Raw genomic sequence first — 14,592 nt, forward strand, 5'->3', positions numbered from 1 at the left:
TTACGGGGCCTTGAGTATTACTTCAGAATTTTCTGTTACCACATATGAAAACCTGGCACGCCCCCTGCAATAACCCTTTCAAGTGATTCAGATCACCGACCCGGTTTCGGGGACCTTGGTACAGGCAGGCCGGGGATTCCCCTCTTTACACCGGGCTCACACCGCAGCCGCGACGAGCCCAGCCGTTTTGGGGCCCTTGATACAGGCAGGTCAGGGGTTCCTTCTTTACACCAGGCTCACACCGCACTCGCGACGAGCCTCCCGTTTCGGGAACCTTGGTACAGGCAGGCCGGGGATTCCCTCTTTTATTGCTCCCGGAGATGGATCTCCAGCCGCCAGCGGTCATCGACCTCGCTGCCGGCCCACTCGCTCTGCAGCGGCCGGGCCGCCACCAGCGTCAGCAGCAACCCTCCATCGCTCAAACGTACCCGCCAGTTCACATCCTTGCCGCCAAGCTTGAGCTGGCCTTTCTGCGCCTGGCCCTCGGCGCCAAACAGCAGCGCGACACTGCCGTCGACGATTTCGCCATGGACCTTGGGTTCGTTGTTGAACCACACCACCAGCCCGTCGCCCGTCACCTCAACCTGCTGCAACTGACTCGGGTCTGGCGTGGTCAGGCGACCGATCATCAGGCCGATCATCATCCCGACGATCGCCAGCGAACCCATCACCCGCAGGAATAGTTTCGAACGCACGCCTGCTTGCGGCGTAGAATGCGCGTCATCTTTACCTTCGGAGCCGTGCATGTTTCACGTCATCCTTTTCCAACCAGAAATTCCGCCGAATACCGGCAACGTTATCAGGCTGTGCGCCAACAGTGGCTGCCACCTGCATTTGATCGAGCCGCTGGGCTTCGAGATGGACGACAAGCGCCTGCGCCGCGCCGGCCTCGACTACCACGAGTATGCCACCTTGCAACGTCACGCCGACCTCCCCAGCTGCCTGGAAAGCCTCGGTCATCCACGGCTGTTCGCCTTCACCACCAAGGGCTCGCGGCCATTCCACGATGCCAGTTTCGTCGAAGGCGATGCGTTCCTGTTCGGCCCGGAAAGCCGGGGTTTGCCCGCCGAGGTGCTGGACGCCCTGCCCCCCGAGCAACGCCTGCGCCTGCCGATGCGCGAAGGCTGCCGTAGCCTGAACCTGTCGAATACCGTGGCGGTGGCCGTGTACGAAGCCTGGCGCCAGAACGACTTCAAATAACACCACGACCCAATGTAGGAGCTGCCGCAGGCTGCGATCTTTTGATCTTGAAAAATCAAAGTCAAAAGATCGCAGCCTTCGGCAGCTCCTACAGGGGGCAGTGCATCCAGCGGTTTCGTTTGCTCCATGAAAAAAGCGCCTTCAGAGGCGCTTTTTTCATGGAGCAAACGAAGCTTTTACTGAACGGTCGGCGTCTCGCCGGCAGCCTGCATGCGTTGCAGCTCTTGTGCGTACAGCGCATCGAAGTTCACCGGGGCCAGCATCAGTGCCGGGAACGAACCGCGGGTCACCAGGCTGTCCAGGGTTTCGCGAGCGTACGGGAACAGGATGTTCGGGCAGAACGCACCCAGGGTGTGGCTCATCGAAGCATCGTCCAGGTTCTTGATCAGGAAGATACCGGCCTGTTGCACTTCAGCGATGAACGCCACTTCGTCACCGTTTTTCACGGTAACCGACAGGGTCAGCACGACTTCGTGGAAGTCCGACTCCAGTGCCTTTTGACGGGTGTTCAGATCCAGGGCGACGCTCGGCTCCCACTGCTGGCGGAAGATCGCCGGGCTTTTCGGAGCTTCGAAGGACAGGTCACGCACATAAATGCGCTGCAAGGAGAATTGCGGTGCAGTTTCTTCTTCGTTCGCAGCAGTGTTCTGTTGGTCAGTCATCGCAGATCCTTCTTGATCCAGGGTTCTTTTAGGTTTGCTTGTTTGGGGTATTGCCGTCAGGCCCTGAGCAGCGCGTCCAGCTTGCCGGCGCGCTCCAGGGCAAACAAATCATCACAACCGCCCACGTGGGTGCTGCCAATCCAGATTTGCGGCACGGACGTCCGTCCGGCCTTCTGGGCCATCGCAGCGCGCACCTGCGGTTTGCCATCGACCTTGATCTCTTCGAAGGCCACGCCTTTGTTCTCGAGCAGGTATTTGGCTCGCGAGCAGTAAGGGCAGTAATCGCTGGAATAGACGACGACGTTGCTCATATCACTTCACCAGCGGCAGATTGTCGGCTTTCCAGCTGGAGATACCGCCGGACAGCTTGGCGGCGGTGAAGCCGGATTTCATCAATTCGCGGGCGTGAGTGCCAGCGGTCTGGCCCATGGCGTCGACCAGGATGATGGTCTTGGCCTTGTGCTTTTCCAGCTCGCCAACGCGGGCGATCAGTTTGTCCTGGGGAATGTTCAGCGCGCCGACAATGTGACCGGCGGCGAAATCCTTGGTTGGACGAATGTCGATCACCACGCCTGCGTCCTTGTTGACCAGGCCAGTCAGTTCGCCGGTGCTCAGGCTACGGCCGCCGCCCTGCATTTGATAGGCAATCAGCAACGCCAGCAGTACGACGAAGATACCGACGAGAATGTAGTGGTTAGTGGCGAATTGAATCAGGTTAGCAACCATCGAAGGAGGTTCCAGGGCGTTAAAATGTCGGCCAGTATACACAGCCACTATGGTGGGCCAAACCCCGTCCGGCGGTGACGCGGCCGGAACTTCGCTTTAAACTGCGACTCCCTTTTTCCATTACCCCTTTTACCTCAGCCACGAGTGGATTCCATGACTACCACGCCTAAACCTTTGGTCCTGATGATTCTCGACGGCTTCGGTCACAGTGACAGCCCCGAATCCAACGCCATTTTCGCGGCGAAGAAGCCTGTACTGGATCGCCTGTGGGCCACCGTGCCGAACGGCCTGATCTCGGGCAGCGGCATGGACGTCGGTCTGCCGGATGGCCAGATGGGCAACTCCGAAGTCGGTCACATGAACCTCGGTGCCGGCCGCGTGGTGTACCAGGACTTCACTCGCGTCACCAAATCGATCCACGACGGCGAGTTCTTCGAGAACCCGACCATCTGCGCCGCTGTGGATAAAGCCGTTGCCGCCAGCAAAGCCGTGCATTTCATGGGCCTGTTGTCCGATGGTGGCGTTCACAGCCACCAGGACCACCTGATCGCCATGGCGGAACTGGCGTTCAAGCGCGGCGCCGAAAAAATCTACCTGCACGCTTTCCTCGATGGCCGCGACACTCCGCCGAAAAGCGCTGAGTCCTCCATCGAACTGCTCGACGCGACCTTCCAGGCCCTGGGCAAAGGCCGGATCGCCAGCCTGATCGGCCGTTACTACGCCATGGACCGCGACAACCGTTGGGACCGCGTGTCCCAGGCGTACAACCTGATTGTCGATGGCCAGGGCGAATTCAACGCCGCCACCGCTCAGGAAGGCCTGCAAGCGGCATACGAGCGTGGCGAGAGCGACGAATTCGTCAAAGCCACCTCTATCGGCGAGCCGGTAAAAGTCGAAGACGGCGATGCCGTGGTGTTCATGAACTTCCGCGCCGACCGCGCCCGCGAGCTGACCCGCGTGTTCGTCGAACACAGCTTCAGTGAGTTCGAGCGTGCCCGCCAGCCGAAACTGGCCGGTTTCGTCATGCTGACCCAATACGCTGCGAGCATCCCTGCGCCGTCGGCCTTCGCCGCCGGCAGCCTGGAAAACGTGCTGGGTGACTACCTGGCGAAAAACGGCAAGACCCAGTTGCGCATCGCCGAAACCGAAAAATACGCCCACGTGACCTTCTTTTTCTCCGGCGGTCGCGAAGAACCGTTCCCGGGCGAAGAACGCATCCTGATTCCGTCGCCGAAAGTCGCTACCTATGACTTGCAGCCGGAAATGAGTGCGCCGGAAGTCACCGACCGCATCGTCGACGCCATCGAAAACCAGCGTTACGACGTGATCGTGGTCAACTACGCCAACGGCGACATGGTCGGTCACAGCGGCGTGTTCGAAGCGGCGGTCAAGGCTGTTGAATGCCTTGACCTGTGCGTGGGCCGCATCGTCGATGCCCTGGAAAAAGTCGGCGGCGAAGCCTTGATCACCGCTGACCATGGCAACGTCGAGCAAATGTCCGATGCAACCACCGGCCAGGCGCACACTGCGCACACCACCGAGCCGGTGCCGTTCATCTATGTCGGCAAGCGCGACCTGAAGGTCCGTGAAGGCGGCGTGCTGGCCGACGTGGCGCCGACCATGCTGAAGCTGTTGGGCCTTGAGCAACCGGCGGAAATGACCGGGACTTCGATTCTGGTCTGACCGGATTTCCAAAACGCCACAAAATCTGTGGGAGCGAGCTTGCTCGCGATAGCAATCTGACAGCCAACATCTATGTTGAATGATCGGACGCCATCGCGAGCAAGCTCGCTCCCACAGTGGTTTTTGGAGTTTTTGAAATGGAATTCAGTCTGTCGCTTGCTCCAGTCATCACACAGTCAGAAATGGGCATTTTTTTTGCCGCCCATGGCGGGCATACTAGGCCGTCCCTTTCCCTGGTGCCGCCCGCCCCTATGCTTCGCGTCCTGATAGCCCTAGCTCTGACTTGCCTGCTCCAACCGGCCTTTGCTGACGAGCGCGCAGACACCCAACAACAGTTGGACGCCACGCGTCAGGACATTGCCGAGCTGAAGAAGCTGCTGGGCAAGCTGCAGGAAGAAAAGTCCGGCGTGCAGAAAGAGCTCAAGGGCACCGAAACCGAAATGGGCAAGCTCGAGAAGCAGGTCGATGCCCTGCAAAAAGAGCTGAAGAAAAGCGAAGCCGAGCTGCAGCGACTCGATGCGGAGAAAAAAAAACTCCAGAGCGCGCGCATTGAACAGCAACGACTGATCGCCATTCAGGCCCGGGCGGCCTACCAGAACGGTCGCCAGGAATACCTCAAGTTGCTGCTCAACCAGCAGAATCCGGAAAGATTCGCCCGTACCCTCACCTATTACGACTACCTGAGCCAGGCTCGCCTGGAGCAGTTGAAGAATTTCAACGAAACCCTGCGCCAACTGTCCAATGTCGAGAAAGACATCGCCATGCAGCAGGCGCAACTGCTGGTACAGCAAAGCAGCCTCGACACCCAGCGTGACGAGCTCGAGAAAGTCCGCAAGGAGCGCCAGCAAGTCCTGGCCAAGCTCAATGACGACGTAAAGGCTCGCGATCAGAAACTGGCGGCGCGCGAGCAGGATCAGGCAGACCTGTCTAAAGTCCTTAAAACCATTGAAGAAACCCTGGCCCGCCAGGCCCGTGAGGCAGAAGAAGCGCGACAAAAAGCGCTGATTGCCCAGCAGGAAGCCGAAAAAAAGCGTTTACGTGAGGCCCAGGCGCAGGCAGATGCCAGCGACGACGCCCCACGCAAACCGGTCAGGTCGACTCCCGGCGCACTGGTTTCCAGTTCCGGCGAGACCTTTGGTGGTCCGTTTGCATCAACCCGCGGCAAACTTCCCTGGCCTGTCGATGGTCGACTGTTGGCGCGCTACGGTGAAAGCCGTGGCGACGATGCCCGGACCAAGTGGGATGGCGTGATGATCGGCGCGTCTGCCGGCAGCACCGTGCATGCGGTGCATGGAGGTCGCGTAGTGTTTGCCGACTGGCTGCGAGGCGCCGGGTTGCTGGTGATCCTCGACCACGGCAACGGTTTTTTGAGTCTTTATGGTCACAACCAGACGTTGCTCAAGTCTGCGGGTGATGTGGTTAAAGCCGGTGAGTCCATCTCCACTGTCGGCAACAGTGGCGGGCAGGACACGCCAGCGCTGTATTTTGCTATTCGTCAGCAGGGTCACCCGAGTGATCCGGCGCAATGGTGCCGCGCGCAAGGATAAGCGCGTTACCTAATTCAGGAGTTTGTTAGACATGCTGCATTTGTCCCGCCTTACCTCGCTGGCCCTGACGATCGCCCTGGTGATCGGCGCGCCTCTGGCGTTTGCCGCTCAACCGGCCCCGGCGGTTGCGCCTGCGGGCACTGCTGCGACCACCAAGGCGCCACTGCCGCTGGATGAGTTGCGCACCTTTGCCGAGGTGATGGACCGGATCAAGGCCGCTTATGTCGAACCGGTGGACGACAAGACCCTGCTGGAAAACGCCATCAAGGGCATGCTCAGCAACCTCGACCCGCATTCGGCTTACCTCGGCCCTGAAGATTTCGCCGAGTTGCAGGAAAGCACCAGTGGCGAATTCGGCGGCCTGGGCATCGAAGTCGGCGCCGAAGACGGCTTCATCAAGGTGGTGTCGCCGATTGACGACACGCCTGCTTCCAAGGCCGGCATTCAGGCCGGCGACTTCATCGTCAAGATCAACGGCCAGCCCACCCGCGGCCAGAGCATGACCGAAGCCGTCGACAAGATGCGCGGCAAGATCGGCCAGAAAATCACCCTGACCCTGGTACGCGACGGTGGCACGCCGTTCGACGTGACCCTGTCCCGCGCCGTCATCCAGGTCAAGAGCGTGAAGAGCCAGCTGCTGGAGTCGGGCTACGGCTACATCCGCATCACCCAGTTCCAGGTCAAGACCGGTGAAGAGGTTTCCAAGGCCCTGGCCAAGCTGCGCAAGGAGAACGGCAAGAAGCTCAAGGGCATCATCCTCGATCTGCGCAACAACCCGGGTGGCGTGTTGCAGGCGGCGGTGGAAGTGGTCGACCACTTCATCACCAAGGGCCTGATCGTCTACACCAAGGGCCGCATCGCCAACTCCGAGCTGCGTTTCTCTGCTACCGGCAAGGACGAAAGCGAAGCCGTGCCAATGGTCGTGCTGATCAACGGCGGCAGCGCCTCGGCTTCGGAAATTGTCGCCGGCGCCCTGCAGGACCAGAAGCGCGCCGTGGTGATGGGCACCAACAGTTTCGGCAAGGGCTCGGTGCAAACCGTGCTGCCGCTGAACAATGATCGCGCATTGAAGATCACCACGGCGCTGTATTACACGCCGAACGGCCGCTCCATCCAGGCCCAGGGCATCGTCCCGGACATCGAAGTGCGCAAGGCCAAGATCACCAGCGAGCAGGACAACGACTACTTCAAGGAAGCCGACTTGCAGGGTCACCTGGGCAACGGCAACGGCGGTGCGGACAAACCGACCGGTTCCAGCAAGGCCAAGCCGATGCCACAGGACGATGATTACCAACTGGCCCAGGCCCTGAGCCTGCTCAAAGGGCTGAGCATCACGTCCGGCCGTTGAGGATGCGCCTGCGGTACGTTCTCAGTCTGCTTTGCTGCCTGGCGGGTGTTGTTCACGCAACGCCCGCCTCGACCACGCCGCAAAAAGCCTACCTGACGCTGATCATCGATGACCTGGGGCAGAACCTGCCAAGGGATCGCCGCGTGTTGGCCCTGCCCGGCCCGGTGACCACGGCGATCATGCCCGACACGCCTCACGCCACCGAATTCGCCCGCGAAGCCCATCGCGCTGGCAAGATCGTCATTCTGCACATGCCCATGGATCCGGCCACCGGCCCGTTCGCCTGGCATCCCGAATTGCCTGTCGATGAGCTGGAAAAGCGCCTGAACGCCGCCTTCAAAATGGTCCCGTACACCAGCGGTATCAACAATCACATGGGCAGCCGCATGACCGCACAACCCGCGGCCATGGCCTGGTTGATGGCAGACTTGCAACAACGGCACAAATTCTTCGTCGACAGCCGCACCAGCGCCCGGACCGTGGCCGCGGCCGAAGCGCAGAAGATCGGTCTGGCCAGCGTTTCGCGGGATGTGTTTCTCGACGATGAACGAACCGAAGCCGCGATCTTCAACCAGTTGCAGACAGCGATCAGCCTCGCGCACAAGCAGGGTTCAGCGGTGATGATCGGGCATCCGTATCCGCAGACGCTCGCGGTGCTGGAGCGGGAGTTGCCGAAGCTGAAGGCTCAGGGAGTTGAGTGGATTGATATCCGGCAGATGATCAGTGTGCGCGGTAATCAGGCGACTGCGGCGCATGGGAAGGATGGGGTGTACCGCTAATAGCTACACCGCAGAACCACTGTGGGAGCGAGCTTGCTCGCGATAGCGATCCGTCATTCAACAATGATGTCGACTAACACGACGCCATCGCGAGCAAGCTCGCTCCCACAGTGATATGCGCATGGCTGAATGTGGGTGTCGGGGGTTAGAGATACCGCGCCATGATCTCGTCGACCTTACCTTCCTTGCGCATCTGGTCCAGCGCCGCCTGGAGCTTGGCCACCGTCTCGTCCGGCACGTCCTTGTTCAGCGCCAGGTACAGTTCGGCACTGTTGAAACGCAATACGGTTTTCAACCCGTTGACCCCTTCCTGACGCGCCAGATACCGCCCGGCCGGGTCACCGGTGGCCCACAAGTCGATCTGCCCGTTGACCAGTTTTTTCGCGTTGTCCTGATCGCGCAGTACAACAATCGGATTCAGCCCCTGCTTGGCCAGCGTCTCGGCAATCGCGTCGCCCTTGTAGGCGCCGATCTTGTACTTGCGCGCATCATTCAAGGTTTCGAGGGTGATCTTGCTGTCAGCCTTGGCCAACATGATCCAGTCGTCCGGGCCGATTGGGCCGACCCATTTGAACAGCTTCTCGCGATCCGGCAACCGCGCCATGACGAACACGCCATAGCCGGGTTTTTCCAGGGTGAGTTTGTAGATTCGCTCCCAAGGGAAACGCAGCGTCAGGCTGTAGGTAATGTTGGCGCGCTTGAATATCTCGCGGACGATATCGGTGGCGATGCCATCGATGTTCTCGTCCTGAGCGAAGTTCTTGCCATTCTTCGCCATGTTGTAGGGCGGGAAGTTTTCAGTCAGCAATACCATGTCGGTATCGGGGCTGTCTTTTGCGTGTGCTCCGTTGATGAACAACAGAGCAGCGCTGGCAAGGACGAGAAGAAAGCGTTTAAGCATGTCTGGCTACCGAAATCCATGGCGTACCCAAGAGTGCCTTGGGCACGCCATGATGTCCACTGGCCTGCATTGGTTTGTTCAGCGCATCACAATTCCGCGATGGGCCATATAAGCCTTGGCTTCCTGCACGGTGTATTCGCCGAAGTGGAAAATACTCGCCGCCAGAACCGCGCTGGCGTGACCTTCGATAATGCCGTCGGCCAGGTGTTGCAGGTTGCCGACGCCGCCGGAAGCGATCACCGGAATGCCCAGCGCATCGCTGATGGCGCGGGTGACGCCCAGGTCGAAACCGTTTTTCATGCCATCCTGGTCCATGCTGGTCAGCAGGATCTCACCGGCACCCAGGCCTTCCATTTTCTTCGCCCACTCAACGGCGTCGAGGCCGGTTGGCTTGCGACCGCCATGGGTGAAGATTTCCCAGCGCGGGGTTTCGCCCGGCCCGGAAACCTTCTTCGCGTCGATCGCGACCACGATGCACTGCGAACCGAAATGCTGCGCGGCTTCGCCGACGAACTCAGGGTTGAACACCGCTGCAGTGTTGATCGAAACCTTGTCCGCACCGGCATTGAGCAGGTTGCGGATGTCCTGCACGGTGCGCACGCCACCGCCCACGGTCAGCGGGATGAACACCTGGCTGGCCATGCGCTCGACGGTGTGCAGCGTGGTGTCGCGGCCATCGACGCTGGCAGTGATGTCGAGAAAGGTAATCTCGTCGGCGCCCTGCTCGTCATAGCGACGGGCGATTTCCACCGGGTCGCCGGCGTCGCGGATGTTTTCGAATTTCACACCCTTGACCACCCGGCCGTTGTCCACGTCCAGGCAAGGGATGATGCGTTTGGCCAGCGCCATGATCAGTCCTCAGCCTTTGTACGAATCGCAGAAAGCTTGCGCTTCGGCGACATCGAGGGTGCCTTCGTAAATCGCACGGCCGGTAATCGCGCCGATGATGCCCGGCGCCTTGGCGTCGAGCAGGGTCTTGATGTCGCCCAGGTTGTGGATGCCGCCGGACGCGATCACCGGAATCGAAGTGGCAGCAGCCAGCGCAGCGGTGAACGGTACGTTGCAGCCCTGCATCATGCCGTCTTTGGCGATGTCGGTGTAAACGATGGCGGAGACGCCGTCGGCTTCGAATTGCTTCGCCAGGTCGATGACCTGAATGGTGCTGATTTCAGCCCAGCCGTCGGTGGCAACGAAACCGTCCTTGGCGTCCAGGCCGACGATCACCTTGCCCGGGAACGCGCGGCAGGCTTCGGCAACGAAGGCCGGATCTTTCACAGCCTTGGTGCCGATGATCACGTAGCTGACGCCCGCTTTCACGTAGTGCTCGATGGTTTCCAGGGAGCGGATACCGCCGCCGATCTGGATCGGCAGGTTCGGATAACGCTTGGCGATGGCGGTGACCACTTCACCGTTGACCGGCTGGCCTTCGAAGGCGCCGTTCAGGTCGACCAGATGCAGACGGCGGCAACCGCCTTCCACCCACTTGGCAGCCATGCTCACCGGGTCATCGGAGAACACTGTGGAATCTTCCATGCGGCCCTGGCGCAGACGAACACAGGCACCGTCTTTAAGATCGATAGCGGGAATAATCAGCATCTGGCAAACCTTCAAATTTGAATGTTCAGCTTGGCTCGGAAATCAGTTTTTCTCGAGCGCCCACAGGTCGCTTTCGATGCTTTCGAACCTCTCTTTGAGGTGCGCCTGCACATCGAAAATCGCCCTGTTGTAATAGTGCGGAGCAATTTCACGAGTAAACAGCTCAAGAATCTCCGCCGCCTCGAACGAGCCGAGGTCGAGTTCGAAGCGGTCTTCCATGAAACGCTTGATCTTGTGATTGGCCTCGCTCTCCTGCTCGGGAGTGAGGGTCAGAATCGGCGGTTTCTTCTTGACGGCCATTTACCAGCGACCGTCCCACGCAGCGAAGTTCTGCAGCAACTGCAGGCCATGGGTATGGCTTTTCTCCGGGTGGAACTGCACGGCGAAACGCGAGCCTTCGGCCAGCGCCGCGGCGAAATCGACACCGTAGTGACCGCCACCCACCACCTGGCGCGCGTTGGCGGCGGCGATGTAGTAGCTGTGCACGAAGTAGAAACGCGCCAGGTCTGGAATGTCGTGCCACAGCGGGTGACTGACCTTCTGCTTCACTTCGTTCCAGCCCATGTGCGGGACTTTCAGGTGTTCGCCGTCTTCGACCAGATCCTTGCCGAAGAACTTAACCGCGCCCGGGAACAGGCCGATGCAGTCAACGCCGTCGTTCTCTTCGCTGGTGTCGAGCAAGGCTTGCATGCCCACGCAGATGCCAAGGAACGGACGGTCCTGGCTGACTTCACGCACCAGCGAATCGAAGCCGAGGCGACGGATCTCCGCCATGCAATCGCGAATCGCGCCAACGCCGGGGAAAACCACCCGGTCGGCTTCGCGAATCACGTTGGCATCGCTGGTGATCAGCACCTTGCCGGCACCGACGTGCTCGAGGGCCTTGGCCACCGAGTGCAGGTTGCCCATGCCGTAATCGATAACCGCGACTGTCTGCATTACAGGACGCCCTTGGTCGAAGGCATTTGCCCGGCCATGCGGTCATCGAGCTCGACGGCCATGCGCAGGGCGCGACCGAAAGCCTTGAACACGGTTTCGATCTGATGGTGGGTGTTGTGCCCACGCAGATTGTCGATGTGCAAGGTGACGTTGGCGTGGTTGACGAAGCCCTGGAAGAATTCCTGGAACAGGTCAACGTCGAAGCCACCGACGGTGGCACGGGTGTAGGGAACATGCATCTGCAGGCCTGGACGGCCGGAGAAATCGATCACCACGCGCGACAGCGCTTCATCGAGCGGCACGTAGGCGTGACCGTAGCGACGGATGCCTTTCTTGTCGCCGATGGCTTTGGTGAAGGCCTGGCCGAGGGTGATACCGACGTCTTCCACAGTGTGGTGGTCATCGATATGCAGGTCGCCCTTGCTGACAATATCCAGGTCGATCAGCCCGTGACGGGCGATCTGGTCCAGCATGTGCTCAAGAAAAGGTACACCGATATCGAATCGGGCCTTTCCGGTGCCATCGAGGTTGATCGAGGCTTTGATCTGGGTTTCCAGAGTGTCGCGCTCGACAGACGCCTTACGTTCGGCCATCACCAGCTCCGCAAAATCATTGGGCGAAAAAGGCAGCCATTATAGGGGTGCGGGCGCCAAACAGAAACACGCGAGGTGATATCACTGACGGAGTGAATCCGGGGGTGCCGGCGATAGACATGTCCATACAAGCTATTTGGCACACCACAAAACAACTGTGGGAGCGAGCCTGCTCGCGAAAGCGGTGGCTCAGCCAACACTTATGTCGACTGACACTCCCTCTTCGCGAGCAGGCTCGCTCCCACAGGCTGGGTGTCGGCCTGAGAGTTCTCAGGCCAGTCCCTTAGTGAAAGAGCACTGCCGTCTTCTGCAAGGTCACCCACACACCCCACGCCAATGGAATACCCACCACCAGCCACGCCGCAACCGCCAGCGGCTTGGTGCCAGGCGCGGCTTTCCACTCCAGCACGGTGCTGTTGTCAGCGCCTTTGTCATGGCCCAGCGCCTGTTCGGCGGCCAGTTCGGCGTCGGTCATGAAGTACTTGTCCGCCACCGGGCGCACCAGCAGGTTGCACAGGAAACCCAACACCAGCAGGCCGGCGAGGATGTACAGCGTGATGTCGTACGCTGCTGCACGCTCGACGCCGATGCTCAGCTGATACTCACGCAGGTAGTTCACCAGCACTGGACCGAGCACGCCGGCAGCCGCCCACGCCGTCAGCAGACGACCGTGAATCGCACCGACCATTTGCGTACCGAACAGATCCGCCAGATACGCAGGAACAGTCGCGAAACCACCGCCGTACATCGACAGGATGACGCAGAACGCCGCCACGAACAGCGCGATGCTGCCCAGATGACCGAGGTTCGGAATCAGTCCGTACAGGGCAAAGCCCAAGGCGAAGAACACGAAGTAGGTGTTTTTGCGACCCAGGTAATCCGAGAACGAAGCCCAGAAGAAGCGCCCGCCGATGTTGAACAGGCTCAGCAAACCGGTGAAACCGGCCGCGATGGCGGCGATCGAAGCCAGTTGCGAAGCGTCGAGTTGGCCGAACGCCAGGTCATTGCCCAACAACTTGCCACCGAACACTTCCTGCAACAGCGGCGACGCCATGCCGAGAATGCCGATACCGGCCGATACGTTCAGGCACAGCACCAGCCACACCAGACGGAACTGCGGCGTCTTCCAGGCCACATTCACGTGAACATGACGATGAGTAATCATCGCGTTGGAGGCTTTTTTCGCCGGGGCGGTCCAGCCTTCAGGCTTCCAGCCGGTTGGCGGGACGCGGTAGGACAATGCGCCACCGATCATGAACACGAAATAGATCGCGGCCATGACCAGGAAGCTCTGCCACACGCCGACGCTGGTTGGCGAAGCGAAATGCCCCATCAGCGCTGCCGCCAGCGGAGCACCGACCATCGCACCACCGCCGAAGCCCATGATCGCCATGCCGGTGGCCATGCCGCGCTTGTCCGGGAACCACTTGATCAGGGTCGAGACCGGCGAAATGTAGCCCAGGCCCAGGCCGATACCACCAATGACCCCGGAGCCGATCCACATCAGCCAGATCTGGTGGGTATACACGCCCAGCGCCGAAATCAGTAGACCGCCGCACCAGCACAGAGCCGACACTACGCCAGCCTTGCGTGGCCCGGCATGTTCCAGCCAGCCACCCCAGATGGCGGCCGAGCAACCCAGGAAGATGAAGAACAAGGTGTAGATCCAGCCGAGCATCGAGATCGGCCAGTCACACTGGGACGAAAAGACCTGTGCGATAAAACCCGTGTCCGCTGCGCAGGCCACTGGAGCCGTGATGCCCAGCGCCTTGGACAGCGGCAACCAGAACACCGAAAAACCGTAGGCCATGCCGATGCACAAGTGGATGGCCAGCGCGGCCGGTGGCACCAGCCAACGGTTGAAGCCGGGCTTGGCGATGATCCGCTCCTTGGACAGGAACGCGGGCTGGTCGGCGCTGAGGCCGTCCGCCGTGATGCTCGTGGTCATTGTAATTCCCCCAATTATTAGTAGGGTTCGCCAGCCACGCTCCCGGCCTTTATGCACGCAGACATGACCGTTTTTTGGTGGAGCGCCTTGTTGTGCGACAACAGGTCGCAGAAGGACGGACGAACGGGCAAAGGTTACCATCTGCCAGTGACAGAAAAACCAAACTGACATCACCTTTTGTACGTCGTCTGATCTCCATCGCTTCATGACCCCACAGGAATCACCATGCCGATCATTGTCGAGCCGCTCAACCAAGCCACGTCCCAGGATCGGCAGGATCTGCAGAAGATCTACCGCGACGCTCCAGACTGGTTGTTCGCCCCTTTTTCCGGCGAAGCGCAGTTGATCGAAGACTGTTTAAGCGACGGCACACTGATCGCCGGACGCTTCAATGATCGCCTGCTGGGCGCAGCCCGCCTGCAAAGGCACCAAGACGCCTGGCACTTGTCCCACCTTTGTGTGCGGAAAATTACCCGTCGCCGTGGTGTTGCCGAGCGACTGGTGGCCGAAGCGCAAAAAATGGCCGCGCAATCGGGTATGACCCTGCGTCTGTTGGCGCCTGCCGGGCATCTGGAGGCGCAGGCGCTGGCCGCCAAGCTGAAACTGCCGCTGGATGTATTGCCGGCGTGATCACTGACCGGTCGTCTGTTCGGGGGCGCTATACTCCTCG

17 protein-coding genes are annotated in these 14,592 nt (G+C 60.2%); 6 read left to right on the forward strand and 11 right to left on the reverse strand.

The window, feature by feature from the left end; all coding sequences use genetic code 11:
• Positions 1-305: 305 nt before the first annotated feature.
• A complete protein-coding gene (locus AC3WJW_RS05340; protein ID WP_493725346.1) occupies positions 306-746 on the reverse strand; it encodes a hypothetical protein in 441 nt (146 codons plus the stop codon).
• Here AC3WJW_RS05340 and AC3WJW_RS05345 point away from each other — a divergent pair.
• Positions 745-1,200, forward strand: coding sequence for a tRNA (cytidine(34)-2'-O)-methyltransferase (locus AC3WJW_RS05345; protein ID WP_493725347.1), 456 nt, complete (start codon positions 745-747; stop codon positions 1,198-1,200). The genes AC3WJW_RS05340 and AC3WJW_RS05345 overlap by 2 nt on opposite strands.
• Positions 1,201-1,376: 176 nt before the next feature.
• Here AC3WJW_RS05345 and secB read toward each other — a convergent pair whose 3' ends face one another.
• From secB to AC3WJW_RS05360, 3 genes are read right to left on the reverse strand one after another with little or no spacing between them, the layout of a single operon-like run.
• Positions 1,377-1,862 carry a protein-export chaperone SecB gene (secB, locus tag AC3WJW_RS05350; protein ID WP_015093084.1) on the reverse strand — a complete coding sequence of 162 codons (486 nt, stop codon included), beginning with the start codon at positions 1,860-1,862 and terminating at the stop codon, positions 1,377-1,379.
• 56 nt (positions 1,863-1,918) lie between these two features.
• A complete protein-coding gene (grxC, locus tag AC3WJW_RS05355; RefSeq protein ID WP_007972741.1) occupies positions 1,919-2,173 on the reverse strand; it encodes a glutaredoxin 3 in 255 nt (84 codons plus the stop codon).
• A 1-nt stretch (position 2,174) separates the two neighbouring features.
• Positions 2,175-2,588, reverse strand: a complete 414-nt coding sequence (locus AC3WJW_RS05360; protein WP_015093082.1) for a rhodanese-like domain-containing protein — start codon at positions 2,586-2,588, stop codon at positions 2,175-2,177.
• 153 nt (positions 2,589-2,741) lie between these two features.
• Between AC3WJW_RS05360 and gpmI the strand changes: the two genes are divergently transcribed.
• The 4 genes from gpmI to AC3WJW_RS05380 all read left to right on the forward strand — a co-directional run bounded on the left by gpmI (position 2,742) and on the right by AC3WJW_RS05380 (position 7,945).
• The gene (gene gpmI, locus AC3WJW_RS05365) at positions 2,742-4,271 is read left to right on the forward strand and encodes a 2,3-bisphosphoglycerate-independent phosphoglycerate mutase (protein WP_493725348.1); all 1,530 of its coding nucleotides are present in this window, start codon (positions 2,742-2,744) and stop codon (positions 4,269-4,271) included.
• A 251-nt stretch (positions 4,272-4,522) separates the two neighbouring features.
• Entirely contained in the window at positions 4,523-5,818 is a 1,296-nt protein-coding gene (locus AC3WJW_RS05370) for a murein hydrolase activator EnvC family protein (protein WP_493725349.1), read from the forward strand.
• Between the two features lie 31 nt (positions 5,819-5,849).
• Positions 5,850-7,166, forward strand: a complete 1,317-nt coding sequence (locus AC3WJW_RS05375; RefSeq protein WP_102700274.1) for a S41 family peptidase — start codon at positions 5,850-5,852, stop codon at positions 7,164-7,166.
• Between the two features lie 2 nt (positions 7,167-7,168).
• A complete protein-coding gene (locus AC3WJW_RS05380) occupies positions 7,169-7,945 on the forward strand; it encodes a divergent polysaccharide deacetylase family protein (RefSeq protein ID WP_493725350.1) in 777 nt (258 codons plus the stop codon).
• 145 nt (positions 7,946-8,090) lie between these two features.
• On the opposite strand, the gene AC3WJW_RS05385 is transcribed toward AC3WJW_RS05380, so the two are convergent.
• The 7 genes from AC3WJW_RS05385 to AC3WJW_RS05415 form a co-directional block, all read right to left on the reverse strand.
• Positions 8,091-8,846: a substrate-binding periplasmic protein gene (locus tag AC3WJW_RS05385; RefSeq protein ID WP_493725351.1), complete on the reverse strand. Its 756-nt coding sequence runs from the start codon at positions 8,844-8,846 to the stop codon at positions 8,091-8,093.
• A 78-nt stretch (positions 8,847-8,924) separates the two neighbouring features.
• The gene (gene hisF / locus AC3WJW_RS05390) at positions 8,925-9,695 is read right to left on the reverse strand and encodes an imidazole glycerol phosphate synthase subunit HisF (RefSeq protein ID WP_007972752.1); all 771 of its coding nucleotides are present in this window, start codon (positions 9,693-9,695) and stop codon (positions 8,925-8,927) included.
• Between the two features lie 9 nt (positions 9,696-9,704).
• Positions 9,705-10,442, reverse strand: coding sequence for a 1-(5-phosphoribosyl)-5-[(5-phosphoribosylamino)methylideneamino]imidazole-4-carboxamide isomerase (gene hisA, locus AC3WJW_RS05395; RefSeq protein ID WP_015093076.1), 738 nt, complete (start codon positions 10,440-10,442; stop codon positions 9,705-9,707).
• Between the two features lie 42 nt (positions 10,443-10,484).
• Positions 10,485-10,742, reverse strand: coding sequence for a DUF2164 domain-containing protein (locus AC3WJW_RS05400; RefSeq protein WP_020795737.1), 258 nt, complete (start codon positions 10,740-10,742; stop codon positions 10,485-10,487).
• Positions 10,743-11,381, reverse strand: a complete 639-nt coding sequence (gene hisH / locus AC3WJW_RS05405) for an imidazole glycerol phosphate synthase subunit HisH (RefSeq protein ID WP_007972757.1) — start codon at positions 11,379-11,381, stop codon at positions 10,743-10,745.
• Positions 11,381-11,974, reverse strand: coding sequence for an imidazoleglycerol-phosphate dehydratase HisB (gene hisB, locus AC3WJW_RS05410; protein WP_003186751.1), 594 nt, complete (start codon positions 11,972-11,974; stop codon positions 11,381-11,383). Before hisB ends, hisH begins: the two co-directional genes overlap by 1 nt.
• Before the next feature lie 283 nt (positions 11,975-12,257).
• Entirely contained in the window at positions 12,258-13,922 is a 1,665-nt protein-coding gene (locus AC3WJW_RS05415) for an OFA family MFS transporter (protein WP_493725352.1), read from the reverse strand.
• A 225-nt stretch (positions 13,923-14,147) separates the two neighbouring features.
• Here AC3WJW_RS05415 and panM point away from each other — a divergent pair, with 225 nt between their 5' ends.
• Complete coding sequence (gene panM / locus AC3WJW_RS05420) at positions 14,148-14,552, forward strand: aspartate 1-decarboxylase autocleavage activator PanM (RefSeq protein ID WP_493725353.1); 405 nt, start codon at positions 14,148-14,150, stop codon at positions 14,550-14,552.
• Positions 14,553-14,592 lie beyond the last annotated feature (40 nt).

This window comes from Pseudomonas sp. GW821-FHT07G06 (genome assembly GCF_058986625.1).